The sequence below is a fragment of the Priestia sp. 40 genome (assembly GCF_049368575.1).
In the GTDB taxonomy this organism is placed as follows: Bacteria; Bacillota; Bacilli; order Bacillales; family Bacillaceae_H; genus Priestia; species Priestia zanthoxyli.
The window spans coordinates 888702-911078 of sequence record NZ_JBMPZA010000005.1 but is presented as its reverse complement, the minus strand read 5'-3'; the positions used below and the strand labels follow the sequence as shown (position 1 = coordinate 911078).

At 40.2% G+C, this 22377-nt stretch carries 23 protein-coding genes; all 23 read left to right on the top strand.

Annotated elements, in window-relative coordinates; all coding sequences use genetic code 11:
* Nucleotides 1–195 precede the first annotated feature (195 nt).
* The 23 genes from ACO1DI_RS05770 to ACO1DI_RS05660 all read left to right on the top strand — a co-directional run bounded on the left by ACO1DI_RS05770 (nt 196) and on the right by ACO1DI_RS05660 (nt 22043).
* On the top strand, nt 196–1224 hold the full coding sequence (locus ACO1DI_RS05770) for a PTS sugar transporter subunit IIC (RefSeq protein WP_016765419.1): 1029 nt from the start codon (nt 196–198) through the stop codon (nt 1222–1224).
* 212 nt (nt 1225–1436) lie between these two features.
* Nucleotides 1437–2099 (top strand): L-serine ammonia-lyase, iron-sulfur-dependent subunit beta, encoded by a 663-nt coding sequence (gene sdaAB, locus ACO1DI_RS05765; RefSeq protein WP_014458409.1) that lies wholly within the window; start codon nt 1437–1439, stop codon nt 2097–2099.
* A gap of 98 nt (nt 2100–2197) precedes the next feature.
* On the top strand, nt 2198–3085 hold the full coding sequence (gene sdaAA, locus ACO1DI_RS05760; protein WP_014458410.1) for an L-serine ammonia-lyase, iron-sulfur-dependent, subunit alpha: 888 nt from the start codon (nt 2198–2200) through the stop codon (nt 3083–3085).
* A complete protein-coding gene (gene recG / locus ACO1DI_RS05755; RefSeq protein ID WP_014458411.1) occupies nt 3078–5126 on the top strand; it encodes an ATP-dependent DNA helicase RecG in 2049 nt (682 codons plus the stop codon). The genes sdaAA and recG overlap by 8 nt, the downstream gene beginning before the upstream one ends.
* Nucleotides 5127–5389: 263 nt before the next feature.
* Nucleotides 5390–5953, top strand: coding sequence for a transcription factor FapR (gene fapR, locus ACO1DI_RS05750; protein ID WP_014458412.1), 564 nt, complete (start codon nt 5390–5392; stop codon nt 5951–5953).
* Between the two features lie 20 nt (nt 5954–5973).
* Entirely contained in the window at nt 5974–6978 is a 1005-nt protein-coding gene (plsX, locus tag ACO1DI_RS05745; protein ID WP_208732908.1) for a phosphate acyltransferase PlsX, read from the top strand.
* 3 nt (nt 6979–6981) lie between these two features.
* Nucleotides 6982–7926, top strand: a complete 945-nt coding sequence (fabD, locus tag ACO1DI_RS05740; protein WP_042991919.1) for an ACP S-malonyltransferase — start codon at nt 6982–6984, stop codon at nt 7924–7926.
* 1 nt (nt 7927) lies between these two features.
* Nucleotides 7928–8668: a 3-oxoacyl-[acyl-carrier-protein] reductase gene (gene fabG, locus ACO1DI_RS05735; protein ID WP_013058906.1), complete on the top strand. Its 741-nt coding sequence runs from the start codon at nt 7928–7930 to the stop codon at nt 8666–8668.
* A 138-nt stretch (nt 8669–8806) separates the two neighbouring features.
* Nucleotides 8807–9040 (top strand): acyl carrier protein, encoded by a 234-nt coding sequence (gene acpP, locus ACO1DI_RS05730; RefSeq protein WP_013058905.1) that lies wholly within the window; start codon nt 8807–8809, stop codon nt 9038–9040.
* Nucleotides 9041–9221: 181 nt separating this feature from the next.
* Nucleotides 9222–9968, top strand: coding sequence for a ribonuclease III (gene rnc, locus ACO1DI_RS05725; protein ID WP_014458413.1), 747 nt, complete (start codon nt 9222–9224; stop codon nt 9966–9968).
* Between the two features lie 77 nt (nt 9969–10045).
* A complete protein-coding gene (gene smc, locus ACO1DI_RS05720) occupies nt 10046–13606 on the top strand; it encodes a chromosome segregation protein SMC (RefSeq protein WP_423145161.1) in 3561 nt (1186 codons plus the stop codon).
* A gap of 25 nt (nt 13607–13631) precedes the next feature.
* Complete coding sequence (gene ftsY, locus ACO1DI_RS05715; RefSeq protein WP_013058902.1) at nt 13632–14630, top strand: signal recognition particle-docking protein FtsY; 999 nt, start codon at nt 13632–13634, stop codon at nt 14628–14630.
* Between the two features lie 273 nt (nt 14631–14903).
* Entirely contained in the window at nt 14904–15236 is a 333-nt protein-coding gene (locus ACO1DI_RS05710) for a putative DNA-binding protein (RefSeq protein ID WP_013058901.1), read from the top strand.
* Nucleotides 15237–15248: 12 nt separating this feature from the next.
* Nucleotides 15249–16592: a signal recognition particle protein gene (gene ffh, locus ACO1DI_RS05705; RefSeq protein WP_013058900.1), complete on the top strand. Its 1344-nt coding sequence runs from the start codon at nt 15249–15251 to the stop codon at nt 16590–16592.
* A 136-nt stretch (nt 16593–16728) separates the two neighbouring features.
* On the top strand, nt 16729–17001 hold the full coding sequence (rpsP, locus tag ACO1DI_RS05700) for a 30S ribosomal protein S16 (RefSeq protein ID WP_013058899.1): 273 nt from the start codon (nt 16729–16731) through the stop codon (nt 16999–17001).
* An 11-nt stretch (nt 17002–17012) separates the two neighbouring features.
* The gene (locus ACO1DI_RS05695; protein ID WP_013058898.1) at nt 17013–17243 is read left to right on the top strand and encodes a KH domain-containing protein; all 231 of its coding nucleotides are present in this window, start codon (nt 17013–17015) and stop codon (nt 17241–17243) included.
* Nucleotides 17244–17394: 151 nt separating this feature from the next.
* Nucleotides 17395–17778, top strand: coding sequence for a YlqD family protein (locus tag ACO1DI_RS05690; protein WP_014458417.1), 384 nt, complete (start codon nt 17395–17397; stop codon nt 17776–17778).
* 12 nt (nt 17779–17790) lie between these two features.
* A complete protein-coding gene (gene rimM / locus ACO1DI_RS05685) occupies nt 17791–18303 on the top strand; it encodes a ribosome maturation factor RimM (protein ID WP_014458418.1) in 513 nt (170 codons plus the stop codon).
* A complete protein-coding gene (gene trmD, locus ACO1DI_RS05680; RefSeq protein ID WP_014458419.1) occupies nt 18303–19043 on the top strand; it encodes a tRNA (guanosine(37)-N1)-methyltransferase TrmD in 741 nt (246 codons plus the stop codon). The genes rimM and trmD overlap by 1 nt, the downstream gene beginning before the upstream one ends.
* A gap of 161 nt (nt 19044–19204) precedes the next feature.
* Nucleotides 19205–19549, top strand: coding sequence for a 50S ribosomal protein L19 (gene rplS / locus ACO1DI_RS05675; protein ID WP_013084808.1), 345 nt, complete (start codon nt 19205–19207; stop codon nt 19547–19549).
* A 179-nt stretch (nt 19550–19728) separates the two neighbouring features.
* Nucleotides 19729–20280 (top strand): signal peptidase I, encoded by a 552-nt coding sequence (gene lepB, locus ACO1DI_RS05670; RefSeq protein ID WP_014458421.1) that lies wholly within the window; start codon nt 19729–19731, stop codon nt 20278–20280.
* Nucleotides 20281–20301: 21 nt separating this feature from the next.
* On the top strand, nt 20302–21168 hold the full coding sequence (gene ylqF / locus ACO1DI_RS05665) for a ribosome biogenesis GTPase YlqF (RefSeq protein WP_423145160.1): 867 nt from the start codon (nt 20302–20304) through the stop codon (nt 21166–21168).
* 107 nt (nt 21169–21275) lie between these two features.
* A complete protein-coding gene (locus tag ACO1DI_RS05660; RefSeq protein ID WP_014458423.1) occupies nt 21276–22043 on the top strand; it encodes a ribonuclease HII in 768 nt (255 codons plus the stop codon).
* Nucleotides 22044–22377 lie beyond the last annotated feature (334 nt).

Sequence of the window (22377 nt, the reverse complement as noted above, 5' to 3'; positions counted from 1 at the left end):
AAAAAAAGAAGCATCCCTCCCGAGGGGCGCTTCTTTTTTGTGTTTTTTTGAGTTAAATACGAACTATTTTATTTTTTCATGTTGTAATCGTTCGTTATATTAGGTATATTAGTTGAAAAGAACCCGTTTGTATGGTAATTTTGAAAACTGATTAAGTCAAATGTGAAAGAAAACAGCACGAGAGGAGAGACAACAGTGGATATTTTAAAAGGAACAGGTTTATTGTTATTAGTTTTATTTTTATTTTGGTTGTTTAGCAACAAGGCGCCTTATGGCATGAAAGCAATGGGGGCTCTGGCAAGCGGAGCGGTAGCTGCGTTTCTCGTAGAGGCCTTTCAGTCATATGTAGGAGGAGATTTACTAGGCATTTCATTCTTAGGTGAAGTTGGAAAGGCTGCAGGAGGAATGGGAGGAGTTGCAGCAGCTGCACTAGTTGCTTTGGCGTTAGGAGTATCTCCTGTATATGCTCTTATGATGGGCGTGGTGTGTTCAGGACTAGGCTTGCTCCCTGGATTTTTTGCGGGATACCTCATGGCATTTGTCGTGAAATTTATTGAGAAAAAGGCACCTGCTGGTCTAGACTTATTAGGCAACATCTTAATTGCAGCACCTTTAACAAGATTAATTGGTAATGCATTCTCACCTATTGTAGATGCGACTCTTTTAAATATTGGAGGAATTATCAAAGACACAACAAGTGCTAGCCCTATTTTGATGGGAATTATTTTAGGGGGAGTTATTACAGTAGTAGCAACAGCTCCGCTTAGCTCAATGGCTTTAACGGCTATGCTAGGGTTAACGGGATTGCCTATGGCGATTGGAGCTCTTGCTGTGTTTGGTTCTTCTTTCATGAACTATGTGCTGTTTGATCGATTAAAAATTGGGGATCGTCGTACAACCATTTCCGTTGCAGTTGAACCTTTAACGCAAGCGAATATTATTTCAGCCAATCCAATTCCTATTTACATTACCAACTTTGTTGGAGGGGCACTAGCGGGTGTAGTTGTGGCTCTATTCGGATTAGTAAATGATGCTGCAGGCACGGCAACGCCAATCGCAGGACTTGCAGTGATGTTTGGGTTTAATGACCCTATGAAGGTCACAATTTGTGCAGTACTTTGTGCACTAGCGGGAGCATTAGCTGGGTTTATAGGTTCAGTTGTTTTTAAAAACTTTAAAATTAAAACAGTAGATGATGTAGCTTCAGAGCAAGAAGCAGCGTAAGTAATTCATCTTTTCCTGCATAACATAGCAAAAAAAGCGGTGTGCTTATCCTATTTTTATGGATAAATACACCGCTTTTTTTGTGCGTGAATTCCTAATAAAAATGAGAATTTTTAAATTTTTTAAGAGCGTGAAACAAAGCTTCCAAAAAGTCAAAAGCTCAAGTAACATATAAGTAATAACGATGTCTAAATAGCAGGGGGAAAATCCTTATGAAATATAAATCTGTCTTTGATATTATTGGTCCGGTAATGATTGGACCATCTAGCTCGCATACAGCTGGTGCAGCGCGTATTGGACGCGTTGCCCGAACACTCTTTGGTAAGCAGCCCACAAAAGTGGTGGTTTCATTGTACGGTTCTTTTGCTCAAACGTATAAAGGGCATGGAACAGACGTAGCGTTGATTGGCGGTATTCTAGATTTTGATACATTCGATCAGCGTATTCCGCAATCTTTGGACTTAGCTAAAAAGGAAGGAATCGACGTCACATTTGTTGAGGAAGCGGCAATCACAGATCATCCGAATACTGCTCGCATCAAAATGAGCGACGGATTAAAGGAAATTGAAGTTGTTGGAATTTCAATTGGCGGAGGGAAAATTCAAATTACGGAGCTGAACGGATTTGAATTAAATTTATCAGGCATGAATCCAGCTATTCTCGTTGTGCATAATGATCGATTTGGTGCCATTGCGACCGTTACAAATATTTTGATGAAACATTCAATTAATATTGGACATATGGAAGTATCTCGTAAAGAGCGCGGAGAAGTAGCGCTCATGGCAATTGAAATGGATACGAATATTGAAGATGATGTAATTGAAGAGTTAAAAACATTGCCTCACATTATTCAAGTAACAAGAATGGTTGAGTAGGATAGAGCGAATAGGAACGGCTTGAAAGAATAACTCGAGCCGAGTGATTATAGATGATTCTAAAATGAAAATAAGACAGAATAATAGCGGAGGTTACTATGTTTCGAAACGTAGCAGAACTAGTAGAATTAGCAGAAAGTCAAAACGTAAAAATTGCAGAGATTATGATTCAACAGGAAATAGATATCACGGGAGTTACTCGTGAAGAAATCATGGAAAAAATGGACCGGAACTTAACGGTTATGGAAGAAGCGGTTGAACGCGGTTTAAAAGGGGTACAGTCTGTTACAGGTTTAACAGGCGGAGATGCAGTGCTGCTTCAAAACTATATTCAAAGTGGAAAATCTTTATCTGGAAATTTAATTTTAGATGCAGTCAGCAAAGCTGTAGCGACAAACGAAGTAAATGCGGCGATGGGGACAATCTGTGCAACGCCTACTGCTGGATCTGCCGGGGTAGTGCCAGGAACGCTATTTGCAGTGCAAAATAAGCTAAACCCAACTCGTAAAGAAATGATTGAATTTTTATTTACATCAGGTGCTTTTGGGTTTGTTGTAGCCAATAATGCGTCTATTTCAGGAGCAGCAGGCGGATGTCAAGCAGAAGTTGGTTCAGCTTCAGGTATGGCAGCTGCAGCGATTGTTGAAATGGCAGGAGGTACACCGAGTCAGGCAGCTGAAGCAATGGCAATTACTCTCAAAAATATGCTAGGATTAGTATGTGACCCAGTAGCGGGGCTAGTAGAAGTTCCATGTGTGAAACGAAACGCAATGGGAGCGGCGAATGCAATGATTGCAGCAGATATGGCCTTAGCAGGCATTACAAGTCGTATTCCATGTGATGAAGTCATTGATGCTATGTATAAAATTGGTCAAACAATGCCGGTTGCATTACGAGAAACTGCACAAGGAGGCTTAGCGGCAACACCAACAGGTCGCGAGCTTGAAGCGAAGATCTTTGGTATTGCATTAAATAAAAGTGAATGAACTAACAACTATTTCAATTAAAACCATTAAAGGTATTGGAGATGAAACAGCACAAGCATTAGAGGATATGCATATTCACAGTGTGCATGACTTGTTAGAACATTTCCCATACCGCTATGAAGATTATGAGTTAAAAGATTTGGCTGAAGCAAAGCACGACGAAAAGGTCACCGTAGAAGGAAAGGTTCACAGCGTCCCCTCGCTTACGTATTACGGAAAAAAACGTTCGCGCCTTACGTTTCGGCTGCTAGTAAACCGCTATTTGATTACGGTTACTTGTTTTAATCGCCCTTACTATAAATCGAAGTTAGAAATCGATCAAACTGTTACGGTTACGGGGAAATGGGATCAGCATCGGCAAACGATTAACTTGCAGGAGCTTCAATTTTCTCCGTTTGTTAAAAATCAAACGATTGAGCCTGTTTACTCAGTTAAAGGCAGCTTAACGGTCAAAGGAATGCGGAAATTCGTCTCTCTTGCGTTGAAGAATTATGGCAGTAGCATTCAGGATATGCTTCCGGACTCTATTCGTTCTAGGTACAAACTAGTAACGCGTGAAGAAGCGGTTAGAAGTATTCACTTGCCTCGTGATCATGAAGATTTAAAACAAGCAAGACGTCGGTTTGTTTATGAAGAATTTCTACTTTTTCAATTAAAAATGCAGGCGCTTAGAAAGCGCGAAAGAGAAGAAACGCCTGGAATGAAGCAAGCATTTGATTCAACTGAGCTGGTAAACTTCACGAACTTGCTGCCGTTTCCGTTAACAAACGCTCAAAAACGTGTAGTAAACGAAATTACGCACGATATGAAATCGCCTTATCGCATGAATCGCTTGCTGCAAGGTGATGTAGGGTCTGGTAAAACAGTCGTAGCAGCGGTTGCTTTATACGCGACTGTTTTAGCAGGGCACCAAGGTGCTTTAATGGTACCGACTGAGATCTTAGCTGAACAGCATGCTGAGTCATTGACTGCGATGCTTGAAAAGGTAGGCATCAGTGTAGGCTTGCTAACAGGGTCTGTTAAAGGAAAAGCAAGAAGAGAGCTGCTTCAGCGAGTGAAAGACGGAGATGTTCATGTATTAGTAGGTACACATGCCTTAATTCAAGACGAAGTTATATATAGTAGTTTAGGGCTCGTCATTACGGATGAACAGCACCGCTTTGGAGTTGGACAGCGCCGGGTTTTACGTGAAAAAGGAGAAAGTCCGGATGTACTATTTATGACGGCGACTCCTATTCCAAGAACCCTTGCTATTACGGTGTTTGGAGAAATGGATGTGTCCATTATTGATGAAATGCCAGCAGGGCGTAAGGCAATTGAAACATACTGGGTAAAACATGATATGCTTGAACGTATTTTACATTTCGTTGAAAAAGAAATACATGACGGCAGACAGGCTTACGTTATTTGTCCGTTGATTGAAGAATCGGACAAGCTGGATGTCCAAAATGCAATTGATGTACATGCAACACTCACTCACTATTTTAATGGAAAAGCAAGCGTTGGTCTCATGCACGGAAGATTGTCACCTGATGAAAAAGAAGAAGTGATGAAACAGTTTAGCGTAAATGACGTGCAGATTTTAGTATCCACAACGGTTGTAGAAGTAGGGGTGAACGTTCCGAATGCAACCGTGATGGTCATTTATGATGCAGAGCGCTTTGGGTTATCTCAGCTTCATCAGCTAAGAGGACGCGTAGGACGAGGAGATGCACAGTCGTATTGTATTCTGCTCGCGGATCCCAAATCAGAAGTTGGAAAAGAACGAATGACCATCATGACGGAAACAAACGATGGATTTGTATTATCAGAAAGAGACCTAGAGCTTCGTGGGCCTGGTGATTTCTTTGGTAGAAAACAAAGCGGGATGCCTGAGTTTAAAGTAGCTGATATGGTGCACGATTACCGTGCGCTTGAAGTAGCTCGAGAAGATGCTGCTAAGCTTGTAAATTCCGACAGCTTTTGGACAGAAGATCAGTTTGCACTGCTGAGAATACAATTAGAAGCAACGGGCGTATTAACTGGAGAAAAATTTGATTAGTAAAAGAAGCTGAAAGTAGTTTAGTTGAAGGGAAATCCGAACGATGAATCGAGATTCTTGATGGAGAATCCAACTCGTTCGGATTTTTTCATTGGTATGGTGAACGCAGGTTTCATGTATGTAGATGTTTTTAGCGACTGTTAATAGTCATGGATATCCATAGTGCGATGCAAGGAATACAGCATGTGAAAAATGTTGCAATTAGAAGATAATGATTATATACTGCTATTAGTACCTAGTATTAAAAGTTCGGATGGTGGACAATGAAGCGCAGTAAAAGAGAAAGACAGCAGCTATTAAAAACGACAATTGAAGAAAACCCATTTATTACGGATGAAGAACTAGCAGACCGTTTTTCAGTGAGCGTTCAAACAATTCGATTAGACCGCCTAGAGTTGTCGATTCCTGAACTGCGAGAACGTATTAAGCATGTAGCTTCAAAACAACTAGACGAGGAAGTGCGTTCGCTTCCAATTGAAGAAGTAATTGGAGAAGTTATCGACATTGAACTAGATCAATCAGCGATATCTATTTTTGATGTGAAAACAGAGCATGTGTTTCAGCGTAATCAAATTGCTCGTGGTCACCACCTTTTTGCGCAAGCTAATTCGTTAGCTGTCGCTGTTATTAACAACGAACTAGCGCTCACAGCAGATGCGTCGATCCGTTATCATCGCCCTGTGAAGCTTCATGAGCGAGTAATAGCAAAAGCGAAAGTTCTGTCAACTAGTGAAGTGCGAACCACCGTTGAAGTAAACAGCTATGTAGGGCAAGAGCAAGTGTTCTCTGGCACTTTTAAAATGTATCGTTCTACAAAGGATAAATAATAAAAAGGATGAGACGCAACATGAAACTAGCTATTGATGCAATGGGCGGAGATCATGCACCGAAAGCCATTATTGAAGGTGTAGAAAAAGCTACTGCTCAATTTAAAGAATTACATATTACGTTAATTGGAAACGAATCAGAAATAAAAAAGTATTTAACGAATTCAGATCGTATTTCAATTATTCATACAGAAGAAACCATTGATGCAACTGATGAGCCAGTGCGAGCTGTGCGCCGTAAAAAACAAGCATCTATGGTATTAATGGCAAATGAAGTAGCCGAAGGTCGTGCGGATGCTTGTATTTCAGCAGGAAACACAGGTGCGTTAATGACAGCGGGACTTTTTATTGTAGGGCGCATCAAAGGCATTGAACGTCCAGCACTTGCTCCGACGCTTCCGACACTAGATGGAAAAGGCTTTTTAATGCTAGACGTTGGTGCAAACGTTGATGCCAAGCCTGAACATTTGCTCCAGTACGCTGTAATGGGGTCTGTGTATGCCGAAAAAGTACGCGGCATTCAAGCTCCTAGAGTGGGACTGCTGAACATTGGAACTGAGGATAAAAAAGGAAATGACTTAACAAAGCAAGCCTTTCAGCTATTAAAGAATGCTGATCTTAATTTTGTAGGCAACGTGGAATCCCGTGATTTGCTAAACGGCGTAGCAGATGTGGTTGTAACAGATGGTTTTACAGGGAATATGACTCTTAAGAGCATTGAAGGAACGGCGCTTTCCTTGTTTTCTATGATTAAACAAGAATTAATGAGCACGTTAAAAAGCAAGTTAGCCGCAGCGGTGTTAAAGCCTCAGCTGCAGGGGTTAAAAGCGAAAATGGATTACAGTGAATATGGAGGCGCAGGGCTGTTTGGATTGCATGCGCCTGTTATCAAAGCGCACGGTTCGTCGGATGCGAATGCAGTATTTAGCGCGATTAAGCAAGCTGTGAATATGGTGGAAAACAATGTGTGTTCCACTATTCAAAAAGCAATCGAACAAACTGCTAATGAAGAAAAGGAGAGATAAGAAATGGGGAAAATTGCTTTTATCTTTCCAGGCCAAGGGTCACAAACTGTTGGTATGGGAAAAGATTTATATGATGGAACAGAGGAAGCGAAAAAGCTGATTCATACGGCTGACGAAGCTCTAGGGTTCAGTCTTTCAAATATTATTTTTGAAGGGCCTCAAGAAGAATTGACTTTAACTTATCACGCTCAACCTGCTCTTTTAACAACGAGTACAATGCTGCTTGAAGCATTTAAAACGAGCGGAATTACACCCGATTTTGTTGCGGGTCACAGTCTAGGAGAATACAGTGCGCTTGTAGCTGCTGAAGTTTTATCGTTTAAAGATGCCGTTGTTGCTGTTCACAAAAGAGGTCGCTATATGGACGAAGCTGTACCAGCAGGTCAAGGTACAATGGCAGCAGTGCTTGGCATGTCAGCGGAAGATCTAGAAGCTGTTACCGCTCAAATTACAAGTGAAGGCGATGCTGTTCAGCTTGCAAATATTAACTGTCCGGGTCAAATTGTTATTTCAGGTACGGTAAATGGCGTAGAAAAAGCAGGAGCTCTTGCTAAAGAAAAAGGCGCAAAACGAGTGATTCCTCTAGTGGTAAGCGGTCCGTTCCACTCTAGTTTAATGAAGCCAGCTGCTGAAAAATTACGTGATACGCTAGAAACAGTGGGCTTTAACGATGCGAAAGTTCCAGTCATAGCAAATGTAACAGCAAAGCCGGTTACTGACAGTCAAGATATTCAAAACAAGCTAGTGGAACAACTGTATTCTCCGGTGAGATGGGAAGAAACAGTTGAGACACTTCTTGCAGAAGGTGTAGATACATTTGTTGAAATTGGACCAGGAAAAGTATTATCAGGTCTTGTGAAAAAAGTAAATCGCCGTGCGGCTGTTTATGCTGTTAATGATCTTACATCATTAAAATCAACGATTGACGCACTAAAAGGGGGAGAATAACATGTTACAAGGGAAAGTTGCGGTTGTAACAGGCGCTTCTCGCGGAATTGGTCGTGCCGTTGCAATTGAGCTGGGAAAGCTTGGTGCTAAAGTAGTTGTAAACTATTCTGGCAGCGAAGCGAAAGCTCTTGAAGTTGTGGATGAAATTAAAGGATTAGGAACGGATGCAATTGCTGTACAAGCAAATGTGGCGGAAAGTGATTCTGTACAAGCAATGATAAAAGAAGCGATTTCTACATTTGGTTCAGTAGATATTTTAGTAAACAACGCGGGCATCACACGTGATAATCTTCTTATGCGTATGAAAGAAGACGAATGGGATGATGTTATTAATACAAACTTAAAAGGCGTATTTTTGTGTACAAAAGCGGTTACTCGTCAAATGATGAAGCAGCGCGCAGGACGCATCATTAATATTTCATCAATTGTCGGCGTCAGCGGTAATGCTGGACAAGCAAATTATGTAGCAGCAAAATCAGGCGTGATTGGTTTAACAAAAACAACTGCCAAAGAATTAGCAAGCCGCAATATTACAGTGAATGCAGTTGCTCCTGGTTTCATTGCAACAGACATGACGGATAAATTAAATGAAGAAGTGCAGGCGGAAATGTTAAAGCAAATTCCTCTTGCAAGCTTCGGCCAGCCTGAGGATGTTGCGAACGCCGTTGCGTTTTTAGCATCAGATGCAAGCCGCTATATTACGGGTCAAACGATTCACGTTGACGGCGGAATGGTGATGTAAAAAAGGCACTTTACGAAAAGTGTAATTTGGTGATAAAGTACAAAGGGACGTTTACTAGGCGACCGATAAACTTTATTATTCAACCATAGTATTTTAGATGGAAATCATCTATAATGACTTGAGGGGAGGTGAAGAACAATGGCAGAGGTACTAGAACGCGTAACAACAATCATTGTTGATCGTCTTGGTGTAGACAAAAGTGAAGTGAAACTAGAATCTAGTTTCAAAGAAGACTTAGGTGCTGACTCTCTAGACGTAGTTGAATTTGTAATGGAGCTTGAAGAGGAATTCGATATCGAAATTTCTGACGAAGAAGCTGAAAAAATTTCAACTGTAGGAGATGCAGTTAATTACATACAGAGCCAAATTTAATCTGTAGTATATGTATGAAAAGCCCCGTTAAACAGCGGGGCTTTCTCTTCTTTTTAAGAATTTCAAAAAAAGACCTCTTTTTTTTGAAAAGGTAGTGTATCTTTTAGGATACCTCGTTTTATAATGAGAGATGTTAGGGGAAAACTACGAAACAATTGAAGCAGGTAAGCGGAGGTATTTTATGCCTAAACAATATTCAAATCGAGATCGAAAGATAAACGTGAAATTCAAGCAAAATTTTGCAGAGTTTCAAAAGGAAATTGGTATTCAGTTTACAAATGAAGCGCTTCTTTTTCAAGCATTTACACATTCATCCTATGTGAATGAGCATCGCAGAAGACCGTATGAAGACAACGAGCGTCTTGAGTTTTTAGGAGATGCCGTATTAGAACTAACCGTATCGCAATTTTTATTTAAAAAATATCCAACGATGAGTGAAGGTGAGTTAACGAAGCTTCGTGCAGCAGTTGTGTGCGAACCGTCGCTTGTTACTTTTGCAAATGAAATGGATTTTGGTAAACTAGTGTTACTTGGAAAAGGTGAAGAGATGACAGGCGGCCGATCTAGACCGGCTTTACTGGCCGATGTGTTTGAAGCATTTATCGGAGCTCTTTATTTAGACCAAGGGCTTGATACGGTAGTAACGATTCTAAAAAAAGTTGTCTTTCCAAAAATTAATGAAGGTGCTTTTTCTCATGTGATGGATTTCAAAAGCCAGCTTCAAGAAGTGATTCAACGTGATGGAGTTGGACAATTAGAATACAAAGTTTTGCAAGAAAAAGGTCCAGCGCATAATCGCGAGTTCTTATCTCGCGTATCGTTAAATGGTGAAGAGCTCGGCGTTGGTGTAGGGCGTTCGAAAAAAGAAGCAGAGCAAAAAGCAGCTCAAGTAGCTATTACGAAAATTAGAGCAAGTCAAACGAAATAAAATGATCCCCCTCTTAACGTATTCGTTATAAAGGGGGATTTGCTATGAAAAGATTACATGTGTGAGGGGGGATTTCTATGTTCCTCAAACGATTAGATATTGCAGGGTTCAAATCGTTTGCAGAAAAAGTATCAATAGATTTTGTGCCAGGTGTAACGGCGGTAGTAGGACCGAATGGAAGCGGAAAAAGCAACATTACGGATGCCATACGCTGGGTGCTTGGAGAACAGTCAGCCAAATCGCTTCGTGGAGGGAAAATGGAGGACATTATTTTCGCAGGAAGCGAATCGCGCCGTGCGGTAAATGTTGCTGACGTAACGCTTACGTTGGAAAATGATGACCAGTTTCTCCCGCTTGACTATCATGAAGTTAGTATTACAAGGCGCGTGTACCGCTCAGGAGACAGTGAGTTTTTTATTAACAACCAGTCGTGCCGCTTGAAAGATATTGTTGATTTATTTATGGATTCAGGACTTGGAAGAGAAGCTTTTTCGATTATTAGTCAAGGAAAAGTAGAAGAAGTGCTAAGCAGTAAATCTGACGAGCGCCGTAAAATTTTTGAAGAAGCAGCAGGTGTATTAAAATACAAAACGCGTAAACGAAAAGCGGAGCTTCGACTTCTCGAAACGCAAGAAAATTTAAATCGAGTGGTAGATATTCTTCATGAAATTGAAGGTCAGTTAGAGCCTTTACAGATTCAATCGTCTATTGCAAAAGATTATTTGCAGAAAAAAGAAGAATTAGAGCACATTGATGTGGCTGTTACGGTATTTGAAGTTGAAGATCTTCATCAGAAATGGGAAAAATTAAAAGCTGAAATGGCTCAGCACGAGCAGCTTGAAGAATCTCTCGCGACGAATATTCGCACGCGTGAAGGAGAAATCCAGACCCTTCGTTTGCACATTCAGCAAATAGATGAACAACTAGACTCTTTACATAAAAAACTACTATATGTAAGTGAAGAAGTAGAAAAGCTAGAAGGCAAAAAAGAAGTATTAAAAGAGCGTAAGAAAAATGCCTTTCAAAATAAGGAGCAGCTGGAACGTTTAGTAAAAGAGTATACTCATAAGCATCAAGAGCTAAGTAAAGCAAAAGACAGGGAAGGAAAAGATCTTGAGCAATCTCAAAAAGAAGTACAGGAGATACGTCTGAAGCTTACTGAGCAGGAACAGCTGTTCAGGCAGTACAGCGAGAATCTAGAAGAAAAACTTGAACAGATGAAAAGCGAGTATTTTGAATTAGCGAACGCTCAAACATCCGCTCGAAATGAAATTTCATTTTTAGAGCAGCAAAAAATGCAAACGTTTGAAAAAGAGCAGCGTTTAACAAAATCCAACGAGCAATACGTAGAACAGCGCCGTGAATTAACGCAGCGAAAAGAAGCGGCGATCAAAAGGCTTGCTCAGTTTCGTCAAGAGCTTCAGCAGGCTGTAAAAGTGTATAAGCAGCAAGGAGAGAAGCTTGAGTCATTAAGGCAAGCCTATCGTAAACAAGAGTCTACGCTTTATCAAGCTTATCAGTACGTGCAGCAGACAAAATCACGAAAAGAAATGCTTGAAGAGATGCAAGAAGACTATGAAGGTTATTTTCACGGTGTAAAAGAAGTATTAAAAGCGCGTGATGTGAAGCTTGCAGGTATTAAAGGTGCCATTGCTGAGCTAATCAATGTCCCAAAAGAGTATGAAACAGCGCTTGAAATTGCGCTTGGAGGAGCAGCTCAGCATATTGTCGTTCAAGACGAACAAAGTGCACGTCAGGCAATTGGCTTTTTGAAACAAAACGGTTACGGAAGAGCTACATTTTTACCACTGACGTCTGTAAAAGACCGTTATGTTCCGGCTCAAACTATTTCTATGCTAGAGAGTCACGAAGCGTATGTGGGAATCGCTTCATCTCTTGTTAAATACGAAGCTACCTACGACCGAGTTATTAAAAATTTGCTTGGAACCGTTATTGTTGTCAATGATTTAAAAGGTGCAAATGAACTTGCCCGTCTTGTGCAGCATCGCTATCGTTTTGTGACCGTTAAAGGAGATGTCGTCAACCCTGGTGGTTCGATGACAGGCGGTTCAATGAAGCAAAAGTCCAACTCTTTGTTAGGCCGTCAGCGTGAAGTGGAAGCCATTACGGCAAAAATAGAAGAGATGGAACAAAAGACGCTTGTGCTCGAGCAAGATGTGAAAGATAAAAAGTCACAGATTGAAGAGCTTCAACAGGAAATTAATAAACAGCAGGCATTTGTGGAACGCTTGAAAGACAAAGAGCAGGAATCTGACCGAGAAGTAAAGCAAATTGACATCGAAGAAAAAGCAGTGAATGACCGCTTAACCATGTATGATCATGATATTGCTAGCTTTAGACAAGATCAAACAAGCTTGTCCGCTCGAATTGATGAGCTGCATACGAGTTTGCAGGGAAATCAGCAGCAGGCAAATGTATTAGAGAAAAACATTGAAGAGTTAGCTGCACGCAAGCATACACAGCAAACGTCTAAAGAAACGGTTCAACATGAGCTTACAGAAGTAAAAGTGCTTCTTGCGAAAAAAGAACAGTTCCTCACAAATCAGCAAGAAAAATACGAAAGAGTGTGCTTTGAGCTTGATCAAACCATTCAGCGTTTGTCTGAAGCTACAGATGATCTTTCTCTTTTAACGAGTGAAATCACGAACAACGACTCGGGTGAACTTCAGCTCGAAGAAGCGGCGCATGAGCGAATAAAAGAAAAGACAGAAACGTTACAATTAATGGATGACTGCAGATCAGAGCGGTTGAAAGCCCAGAATAAACTTGAAGACGAAGAAAGGGTTGTAAAAGAGCTCCAGCGTCAGTACAAACAAATTACGGATGCTTTAAAAGATGAAGAAGTCAAAATCAATCGAATTGACGTAGAGCTAGACAGCCGTCTCCAGCAGCTGACAGAAGAGTACGAAATTAGCTTTGAAGCAGCAAAAGAAAAGTATCCTTTAACATTAGATATTCAAGAAGCAAGGAAAAAAATCAAGCTCATTAAGCTGGCAATTGATGAATTAGGAACCGTAAACTTAGGTTCTATCGAACAATACGAACGCGTTTCAGAACGCTATGAATTTTTAAATACGCAGCGAGCTGACCTCGACGAAGCGAAAAATACCCTGTATCAAGTGATTGAAGAAATGGACGAGGAAATGAAGAAACGTTTTTCTGATACGTTCTCTCGTATCCGCAATGAATTTGGTACAGTGTTCTCTTCACTATTCGGAGGAGGAAAAGCGGATTTGAAATTAACGGATCCGAAAGATTTATTAAATACAGGGGTGGAAATTGTTGCCCAGCCTCCTGGGAAAAAACTGCAGAATCTAGGGTTGCTGTCAGGCGGCGAGCGTTCGTTAACAGCCATTGCCCTCCTGTTTTCTATTTTGAAAGTACGTCCGGTGCCGTTTTGTGTGCTAGATGAAGTGGAAGCGGCGCTTGATGAAGCAAACGTTCATCGCTTCGCTACGTATTTACGCAAATTTAGTAATCAAACACAGTTCATTGTTATTACTCACCGAAAAGGTACAATGGAAGAAGCTGATGTACTGTACGGTGTGACAATGCAAGAATCTGGCGTATCGAAATTAGTCTCTGTTCGTTTAGAAGAATCAAAGCAATATGTTTAACTCATAGAATGAAAGGGTGGTACGAATGAGCTTTTTTAAGAAATTAAAAGAAAAAATTACAATGCAAACGGATTCTGTTACACAAAAATTTAAAGATGGACTATCAAAAACACGCAATTCTTTTTCGGAACGTGTGAATGATCTAGTGTCTCGCTATCGTCAAGTAGACGAAGAGTTTTTTGAAGAATTAGAGGAAATTTTAATTAGCGCTGATGTCGGTGTGGCTACCGTGTTGGATTTAATTGATGACTTAAAATCGGAAGTGAAACGCCGTAATATTAAGGACCCTCAAGATGTACAGGCTGTCATCTCTGAGAAATTAATTGATATTTATGAATCTGGTGAAGAGCAGATTGGTGAATTAAATATGCAGCAAAATGATTTAACGGTTATTTTGTTTGTAGGGGTAAACGGCGTTGGGAAAACAACAACAATTGGAAAAATTGCGCATAAATTCAAACAAGAAGGCAAAAAAGTCGTAATGGCGGCAGGAGATACGTTCCGTGCCGGTGCGATTGAGCAGTTAGAAGTATGGGGAGAACGCGTTGGTGTTGATGTTATTAAGCAATCTGCAGGCTCTGACCCTGCCGCTGTCATGTATGATGCTGTTCAGTCAGCCAAGGCTCGAAAAGCAGATGTTTTATTATGTGATACAGCAGGGCGCCTTCAAAACAAAGTGAATTTAATGAAAGAATTAGAGAAAGTAAAGCGTGTTATTGAGCGAGAAATTCCTGGTGCTCCTCATGAAGTACTCCTTGTGCTTGATGCGACGACCGGTCAAAACGCTTTGAGTCAGGCTAAAACATTCTCAGAAGCAACGAACGTGACGGGAATTGTGTTAACAAAACTAGATGGTACCGCTAAAGGCGGAATTGTTCTTGCCATTCGAAACGAACTGAAGCTTCCTGTTAAATTCGTTGGACTTGGAGAAAAAGTAGACGACCTTCAGCCGTTTGACACGGAGCAATATATCTATGGGTTATTTGCCAATGCTGTAGAAGAAGAAACAGAAAAAGAGGCGTAATCTAAAAAGAGGCTGGGATAAAAGTATCTTCGTTGAAGGAAGATCCGAACGATTAATCGTTCGGATCTTTTTATTAGTAGGGTGGACGCAGGTTTCATATTTAGTCGTCTTTAAATCGAAGTAATTTAGTTATGTTTCCATCTCTTTTAAGTGGAAAAATGTGAGGTGTTAAGGAAAAAACTTGACATTCAAACCTCGCCTAGTTAAACTAATAACATGTAAAGGCTTTTCACTTAACAAGGGGGCGGTCAGATGGTTGAAAAGAGCGTGCATATGCTCGAAAAAACAACAAGAATGAATTACTTATTTGACTTCTATCAGGCGCTGCTGACGCCCAAACAAAGAAGTTATATGTCACTTTATTACTTGGATGATTATTCCCTCGGTGAAATAGCGGAAGAATTTGATGTGAGTCGTCAAGCAGTTTATGATAATATAAAACGTACAGAGCAAATGCTTGAACAATATGAGGAAAAGCTATTGTTATTTCAACGGTTTCAAGAGCGTCAATCAATTGTTCAACAACTGAAAGATGAACTTGCAGCCGACTTAAACAAGAATAGTAAGCTTTCTTCTCTTCTTGATTCGCTCGAGAAATTAGATTAGGGGGCGGCGTATATGGCATTTGAAGGATTAGCCGACCGTTTGCAAAGCACACTGCAAAAGTTAAAAGGAAAAGGAAAAGTTAACGAAGCTGATGTTAAAGAAATGATGCGTGAAGTTAGACTTGCCCTTTTAGAAGCCGATGTAAACTTTAAAGTAGTAAAAGACTTTGTTAAGCGCGTAAGCGAACGTGCTGTAGGTCAAGACGTTCTTAAGAGCTTAACGCCTGGACAACAAGTTATTAAGGTTGTACAAGAAGAATTAACTGCACTTATGGGCGGAGAGCAAAGCAAGATTGCAGTAGCTCCAAAAGCTCCAACTGTAATTATGATGGTTGGACTTCAAGGTGCAGGTAAAACAACAACAACCGGTAAACTTGCCAATTTATTACGTAAAAAATATAACCGTAATCCATTGCTTGTAGCAGCAGATATTTATCGTCCGGCAGCTATTAAACAGCTTGAAACACTAGGGAAACAGCTTAGCATGTCTGTTTTTTCATTAGGTGATCAAGTAAGTCCTGTGGAGATTGCGAAACAAGCTATTGCTCATGCGAAAGAAGAGCATCACGATTATGTATTAATTGATACAGCGGGACGTTTGCATGTTGATGAAAATCTAATGGAGGAGTTAGAACAGATCAAAGAGCTTTCTAACCCCGACGAAATTTTCCTTGTTGTCGATGCGATGACGGGTCAAGATGCAGTAAACGTTGCGGATAGCTTTAATAAGCAATTAGGATTAACTGGAGTTGTATTAACGAAACTAGACGGCGATACGCGCGGTGGTGCAGCGCTTTCTATTCGTGCAGTAACCGATACACCAATTAAGTTTGTCGGTCTTGGAGAAAAAATGGATGCTATTGAAGCATTCCATCCAGAGCGTATGGCTTCCCGTATCTTAGGTATGGGTGATGTGCTGACGCTTATCGAAAAGGCCCAGGCAAATGTAGATGCTGAAAAAGCAAAAGAGCTTGAAGCTAAGCTGCGCACGCAGTCATTTACATTTGATGACTTTTTGGATCAACTTGCTCAGGTGCGTCAAATGGGACCGCTTGATGAGCTAATTGGTATGCTTCCTGGCGCCAATAAAGTAAAGGGGCTCAAAAACCTGCAGGTTGATGAAAAGCAAATTAATCATGTAGAAGCAATTATTCGTTCTATGACGAAAGCGGAAAAAACAAACCCTGAAATCATTAATGCAAGTCGAAGAAAGCGTATTGCAAAAGGAAGCGGACGTTCTGTACAAGAAGTCAACCGTTTGCTTAAACAATTTGAAGACATGAAAAAAATGATGAAACAAATGACAAATATGTCAAAAGGCAAGAAAAAGGGTATGAAACTTCCATTCTTTTCATGATAAAACGCTTGATTTGGACTGAAAAACCAAAGAAAATAAAATATTTTTCTAGTGTTAAGAAAAAAACCTTTACAAACATTTTACCTATTTGATATTATATTATCTTGTTGAAACATATTCGGAGGTGCTTTATAAAATGGCAGTAAAAATTCGTTTAAAACGTATGGGAGCTAAAAAATCTCCTTTCTATCGTATCGTAGCAGCAGACTCTCGTTCACCACGTGATGGACGTTACATCGAAGTAGTTGGAACTTACAATCCTGTAGTTCAACCAGCTGAAGTTAAAATCGATGAAGAGCTAGCTCTTAAATGGTTACAAAATGGTGCTAAACCATCTGATACAGTTCGTAACCTTTTCTCTAACGAAGGCATCATGGAAAAATTCCATAATGCTAAATTAGGAAAATAATTTCACTCGAGATGACATCACTAATCGAAACAATTGTAAAGCCGCTTGTTGATTACCCAGCTGATGTTAAAGTGGAGGAACAAGAAGATGAACGTCAAGTGACGTACATCCTTACTGTTCACCAAGAAGATGTCGGCAAAGTAATCGGCAAACAAGGCCGCGTTGCAAAAGCGATTCGAACTGTTGTGAATGCAGCAGCATCACAGCAAGGTAAAAAAGTGTATGTGAAAATTCAAGAGTAATCAAAAAGGGAGAGGGATAACCTCGCCCTTTTTTTATGTTATGATAAGATGAACGTTTTGATCACAGTAAGTCTTTTGCGAGCAAGAAGCAGCTATTTCAATATGCATGTAAAAAGCACAAGGACACTATCTTGAGGGCGGAGGGAACGTTTTGAACATTATTCAAAAAGTGGTTGTGAAACAAGTGTTAACTGAAGCAAGCAAACAAGATCTTGAAAATCGTTTTGTAAACCGCAAGCAGGCGCTTGAAAAAGAAATGGAACAGCTGAAATTTCAGTTAAAGCACATGGAAAAAGCCAATAAAGGTTCTTCTTTATTACATAGTCAATTTGAAAAAGAAAAATCCGCTCGCCTTGAAAAAATTGAAGTGTTGAACTTTCAGCTGACGCAATTAGAAAAGCTTCCTTTAGGGAGCGAACTCGTTGAAACGGAACTGGATGCCTTAGTAGAGGTAAAAATCGGCGATGATTGGGAAAAGATAAAAGAAAGTAAAACAATTATTATAAAAGATAGCAAAGTTGTTGAGATTAGATAGAGGTGAAGAAGCATGAAATGGTTTAAGGTTGGAAAAATTGTGAATACCCATGGTGTAAAAGGAGAAGTTCGTATTGTATCAACTACGGATTTTGCTGATGAGCGCTATGAAAAAGGAAATAAACTTTATATCTTCAAAGAAAAGCAAAGCGAGCCGGTGGAAGTAACGGTAGCAAGCCATCGCAAGCATAAAAATTTTGATCTGCTTACATTCGAAGGCTATCAAAACGTAAATGATGTCGAGCAGTACAAAAACTGCGAAGTGAAAATTCCTGAGGAGCAGCTAACGGATTTAGAAGACGGTGAATTCTATTTCCACGAAATTATTGGCTGTACAGTAAAAACAGAAGACGGAGTAGAGGTAGGAACGGTCAAAGAAATTTTAACGCCGGGAGCTAATGATGTGTGGGTCGTTAAAAAAGGCGGAAAAGAAGTTCTTATTCCTTACATCGACGACGTTGTACAATCTATTGATATAGAGGAAAAAGAGATTGTTATTACAGTAATGGAAGGGTTATTGGACTAATGAAAATTGATGTACTATCGCTATTTCCTTCTATGTTTGACGGTGTTTTTGGCGAATCAATTTTGAAAAAAGCACAGGAAAAAAATGCGGTTGAACTGAATGTGGTTAATTTCCGAGAATATTCTACGAACAAACATCAAAATGTGGACGATTATCCTTACGGCGGAGGTGCTGGAATGGTATTGACGCCGCAGCCTATTTTTGACGCCGTAGAAAAGCTGACTGAAACAGCTAAGAAGCCCCGGGTAGTTTTGCTTTGTCCGCAGGGCGAACGCTATACACAGGCAAAAGCAGAAGAGCTAGCAGCAGAAGAGCATTTAATTTTTATTTGCGGTCATTACGAAGGGTATGATGAACGAATTCGTGAGCAGCTGGTAACTGATGAAATTTCAATTGGTGACTATGTATTAACTGGAGGAGAGCTTGGTGCAATGGTTGTGATCGATAGCGTTGTTCGCCTGCTTCCCGATGTGCTTGGCAATAATCATTCAGCTGTACAAGACTCACACAGCACCGGTTTACTAGAGCACCCCCACTATACGCGTCCTGCTGATTTTAGAGGCTTAACGGTTCCTGAAGTACTTATGTCAGGAAATCATAAAAAAATTGAACAGTGGCGCCAAAAAGAGTCTTTAAAGCGCACGCTGCTTCGAAGACCGGATATGCTTGAAAAGATGGAGCTAACGGAAGAGCAAAAGAAACTAGTAGCTCAATTAAAAGAGGAAAACAACCTTTCATAAATCCATAAAATTTATGCATAAACTCTGTTGCATACGGTATAAGAGTGTGCTAAGATAGATTTTGTGGCTTGGGCAGATGTCTGGTCACCTATAACGATGTTCCGCTGCAATGATTGAAAAGCATTGGTATGAGCGTCTGTTGGAAGGAGTTGAAACACGCGATGCAAAAATTAATCGAAGAGATTACAAAAGAACAATTAAAAACAGATCTTCCTACGTTCCGTCCTGGTGATACTGTACGTGTACACGTAAATATCGTTGAGGGTACTCGTGAACGTGTTCAGGTATTTGAAGGTGTTGTTATTAAGCGTCGTGGCGGTGGTATCAGCGAAACATTTACAGTACGTAAGATTTCTTACGGTGTAGGTGTAGAGCGTACATTCCCACTTCATACGCCAAAAATTGCAAAAATCGAAGTAATGCGCCGCGGTAAAGTACGCCGTGCGAAACTTTATTACCTACGTGAATTACGTGGTAAAGCTGCGCGTATTAAAGAAATTCGATAATAGTAAAGGGGAGCTTGTTTATACAAGCTCCTTTTTTCAAATGTTTTTTTAGAACGATTCGTTCTCTGACAGTAAAAAATAGACGTACAAGTCATCATTTTTTATTCTATTTATTTATTAGGCGTTTCAAACATTATCGTTTAAAATAAAGGTATGACATAAGAGTTGGAGGACTGAAGATGGCTCGAAAGAAAAATGAACTGTGGGAATGGATAAAAGCAATCGCCATTGCTGTACTGTTAGCTGTTGTAATTCGCTATTTTTTGTTTGCACCGATTGTAGTAGATGGACTTTCTATGATGCCTACGCTGCATGACCAAAATCGAATGATTGTAAATAAGTTCTCCTATAAGATTGGTGATCCTGATCGCTTTGATATTATTGTTTTTCATGCTACGGAGGAAAAAGATTACATAAAACGTATTATCGGACTGCCGGGTGATCATATTGAGTATCGAAATGATACGCTGTATGTAAATGGAAAAGCTTATAAAGAGCCCTATTTAGATCAGTATAAAAAAGAAGTGATTGACGGTAATTTAACCGAAGACTTTAAACTAGAAGACGTAACGGGTAAAAAGACTGTGCCAGAAGGCTATTTGTTCGTGATGGGAGACAATCGACGCTACAGTAAAGACAGCCGTCAGATTGGCTTTGTAAGCATGGACAAGGTGCTTGGTAAAACGAGCGCCGTATACTGGCCGATTAAAGAAGCACGTTTTGCAAAGTAAAATATAAAAGGTGAGTAAAATATGACAATTCAATGGTTTCCTGGCCATATGGCCAAGGCCAGAAGACAAGTAACTGAAAAGCTAAAATTGATTGATATTGTATACGAACTGGTTGATGCACGCATTCCGCGATCATCGCGAAATCCGATGATTGACGAGATTATCGTGAACAAACCGAGAATCGTATTGCTGAATAAAGTGGACAAAGCGGATCCGCGCGTTACTCAGCAGTGGTTAGATTATTATAAAGAACAAGGTATTTATGCCTTAGCTATTGATGCACAAGCAGGTAAAGGAATGAAACAAATTGTTTCGTCTTCCAAAGAACTTCTTCAAGAGAAGTTTGACCGCATGCGCGCAAAAGGAGTTAAAAAACCCCGCGCTATCCGTGCGATGATTGTAGGGATTCCTAACGTCGGTAAATCAACGCTGATTAATCGCCTTGCCAGCAAAAAAATCGCCAAGACCGGAGATCGTCCAGGTGTGACGCAGGCACAGCAGTGGATTAAGGTAGGAAATGAGCTAGAGCTGCTTGATACGCCAGGTATTTTGTGGCCTAAGTTTGAAGATGAAACAGTTGGATATAAGCTTGCGACAACGGGTGCTATCAAAGATACCATTTTAAATATGCAAGATGTCGCTGTTTATGCTCTGCGTTTCTTATCTAGCCATTATCCGGAACAGTTAAAGCAGCGTTACGATTTAAGTGAAATCCCTGAAGATATTGTGGAACTGTTTGATGCAATTGGAGCGCGCCGCGGCTGTTTAATGGGTGGCGGCATGGTGGATTATGATAAAACAGCTGAGCTTGTTCTTCGAGAAATTCGAACGGATAAAATTGGCACCTTTACATTTGATGATCCAAATGAAGCTGAACAACAGCTGTAAGCAACACATTGCGAACTGAAACAAAAAACGCCTCTGCCTTTTCAGCATGAGGCGTTTTTTATGTGAAGATGCCGTGTGAAAAAGTTGATATAAAGAAGGTGGAGCTAATGAAAAAGAGTATTAAGGAAATAAAAGAGGAACTAAAGCAAGTGAGAAGCCCGGAAGATGCTTTATTTAAGGCATATGCGCAAGATGAGCGTAAAGGTGTGCAGCAAGTTATTATTCAAAAACAAAGGCAATTTGAAGCTGCTGAGCGCTTGAAGCAACAGTTTGACGAAATGATGACATATGAAAATGAATTATACAGTCAAGGAGCAACTTATATTGCCGGAGTAGACGAAGTAGGAAGAGGACCGTTAGCAGGACCGGTAGTAGCGGCTGCTGTTATTCTGCCTCCTGATTTTTTTCTCCCTGGTCTGACGGATTCAAAGAAGCTATCAGAAGCAAAGCGAGAAGCGTTTTATGAAGAAATTTGTAAAAGCGCTGTTGCTATCGGTATAGGGATTATAGGCGCAGAGGTCATTGATTCTATTAATATTTATGAAGCAACAAAAAAGGCAATGACTGAAGCCATTGAACTGCTAGCTGTTCAGCCTGATGAACTGCTTATTGATGCAATGAAGCTGCCGGTGCCTATTTCGCAGCAGTCAATCATTAAAGGCGATGCTACAAGCATTTCGATTGCTGCAAGTTCTGTTATTGCAAAAGTGACGCGAGATCGAATGATGAAAGAACTTGGTGAACGCTATCCTGCATACGGATTTGAAAAACATATGGGATATGGAACAAAACAACATTTAGAAGCAATTGAACAATATGGAATTTTGCCAGAACATCGCCGATCTTTTGCACCGATAAAAAACCAAGTAAACTAGAACATGATACCCGAGCATATCTCTGCTTTTTAGCGCATGTTTCACATGCGGGATTTTAGGTTCGAAAAGAATATAGCCTATTTAAGTGGAGATATTGCTGCGGGGAAAGTTCGTAAATTATTTCCCTCTTTGTTCGCTTCAGCTATGAAGGTTGATTTACATAATTAACTACACATTTAACTTCCGCAAAGCCTCATCGACTTCATAAGGTATGGTTAAGTACTATCTCCATAAAAATATCAATTTTCTTATTATTTCAATATTTTTCACTAGAATAGTAGACAATTAGACAATTATTTTTATACAATGAAAGCGCAGTCTATTTTGTGCAGTA

Bases quoted from the DNA above. Each gene is read 5' to 3' on its own strand.
- ACO1DI_RS05695 (WP_013058898.1), top strand. From the start codon at position 17,013: ATGACATCACTAATCGAAACAATTGTAAAGCCGCTTGTTGATTACCCA.
- fabG (WP_013058906.1), top strand. From the start codon at position 7,928: ATGTTACAAGGGAAAGTTGCGGTTGTAACAGGCGCTTCTCGCGGAATT.
- sdaAA (WP_014458410.1), top strand. From the start codon at position 2,198: ATGTTTCGAAACGTAGCAGAACTAGTAGAATTAGCAGAAAGTCAAAAC.
- rnc (WP_014458413.1), top strand. From the start codon at position 9,222: ATGCCTAAACAATATTCAAATCGAGATCGAAAGATAAACGTGAAATTC.
- ACO1DI_RS05660 (WP_014458423.1), top strand. From the start codon at position 21,276: ATGAAAAAGAGTATTAAGGAAATAAAAGAGGAACTAAAGCAAGTGAGA.
- ftsY (WP_013058902.1), top strand. From the start codon at position 13,632: ATGAGCTTTTTTAAGAAATTAAAAGAAAAAATTACAATGCAAACGGAT.
- trmD (WP_014458419.1), top strand. From the start codon at position 18,303: ATGAAAATTGATGTACTATCGCTATTTCCTTCTATGTTTGACGGTGTT.
- ffh (WP_013058900.1), top strand. From the start codon at position 15,249: ATGGCATTTGAAGGATTAGCCGACCGTTTGCAAAGCACACTGCAAAAG.
- lepB (WP_014458421.1), top strand. From the start codon at position 19,729: ATGGCTCGAAAGAAAAATGAACTGTGGGAATGGATAAAAGCAATCGCC.
- acpP (WP_013058905.1), top strand. From the start codon at position 8,807: ATGGCAGAGGTACTAGAACGCGTAACAACAATCATTGTTGATCGTCTT.
- rplS (WP_013084808.1), top strand. From the start codon at position 19,205: ATGCAAAAATTAATCGAAGAGATTACAAAAGAACAATTAAAAACAGAT.
- fapR (WP_014458412.1), top strand. From the start codon at position 5,390: ATGAAGCGCAGTAAAAGAGAAAGACAGCAGCTATTAAAAACGACAATT.
- smc (WP_423145161.1), top strand. From the start codon at position 10,046: ATGTTCCTCAAACGATTAGATATTGCAGGGTTCAAATCGTTTGCAGAA.
- ACO1DI_RS05710 (WP_013058901.1), top strand. From the start codon at position 14,904: ATGCTCGAAAAAACAACAAGAATGAATTACTTATTTGACTTCTATCAG.
- rimM (WP_014458418.1), top strand. From the start codon at position 17,791: ATGAAATGGTTTAAGGTTGGAAAAATTGTGAATACCCATGGTGTAAAA.
- rpsP (WP_013058899.1), top strand. From the start codon at position 16,729: ATGGCAGTAAAAATTCGTTTAAAACGTATGGGAGCTAAAAAATCTCCT.
- ylqF (WP_423145160.1), top strand. From the start codon at position 20,302: ATGACAATTCAATGGTTTCCTGGCCATATGGCCAAGGCCAGAAGACAA.
- sdaAB (WP_014458409.1), top strand. From the start codon at position 1,437: ATGAAATATAAATCTGTCTTTGATATTATTGGTCCGGTAATGATTGGA.
- plsX (WP_208732908.1), top strand. From the start codon at position 5,974: ATGAAACTAGCTATTGATGCAATGGGCGGAGATCATGCACCGAAAGCC.
- fabD (WP_042991919.1), top strand. From the start codon at position 6,982: ATGGGGAAAATTGCTTTTATCTTTCCAGGCCAAGGGTCACAAACTGTT.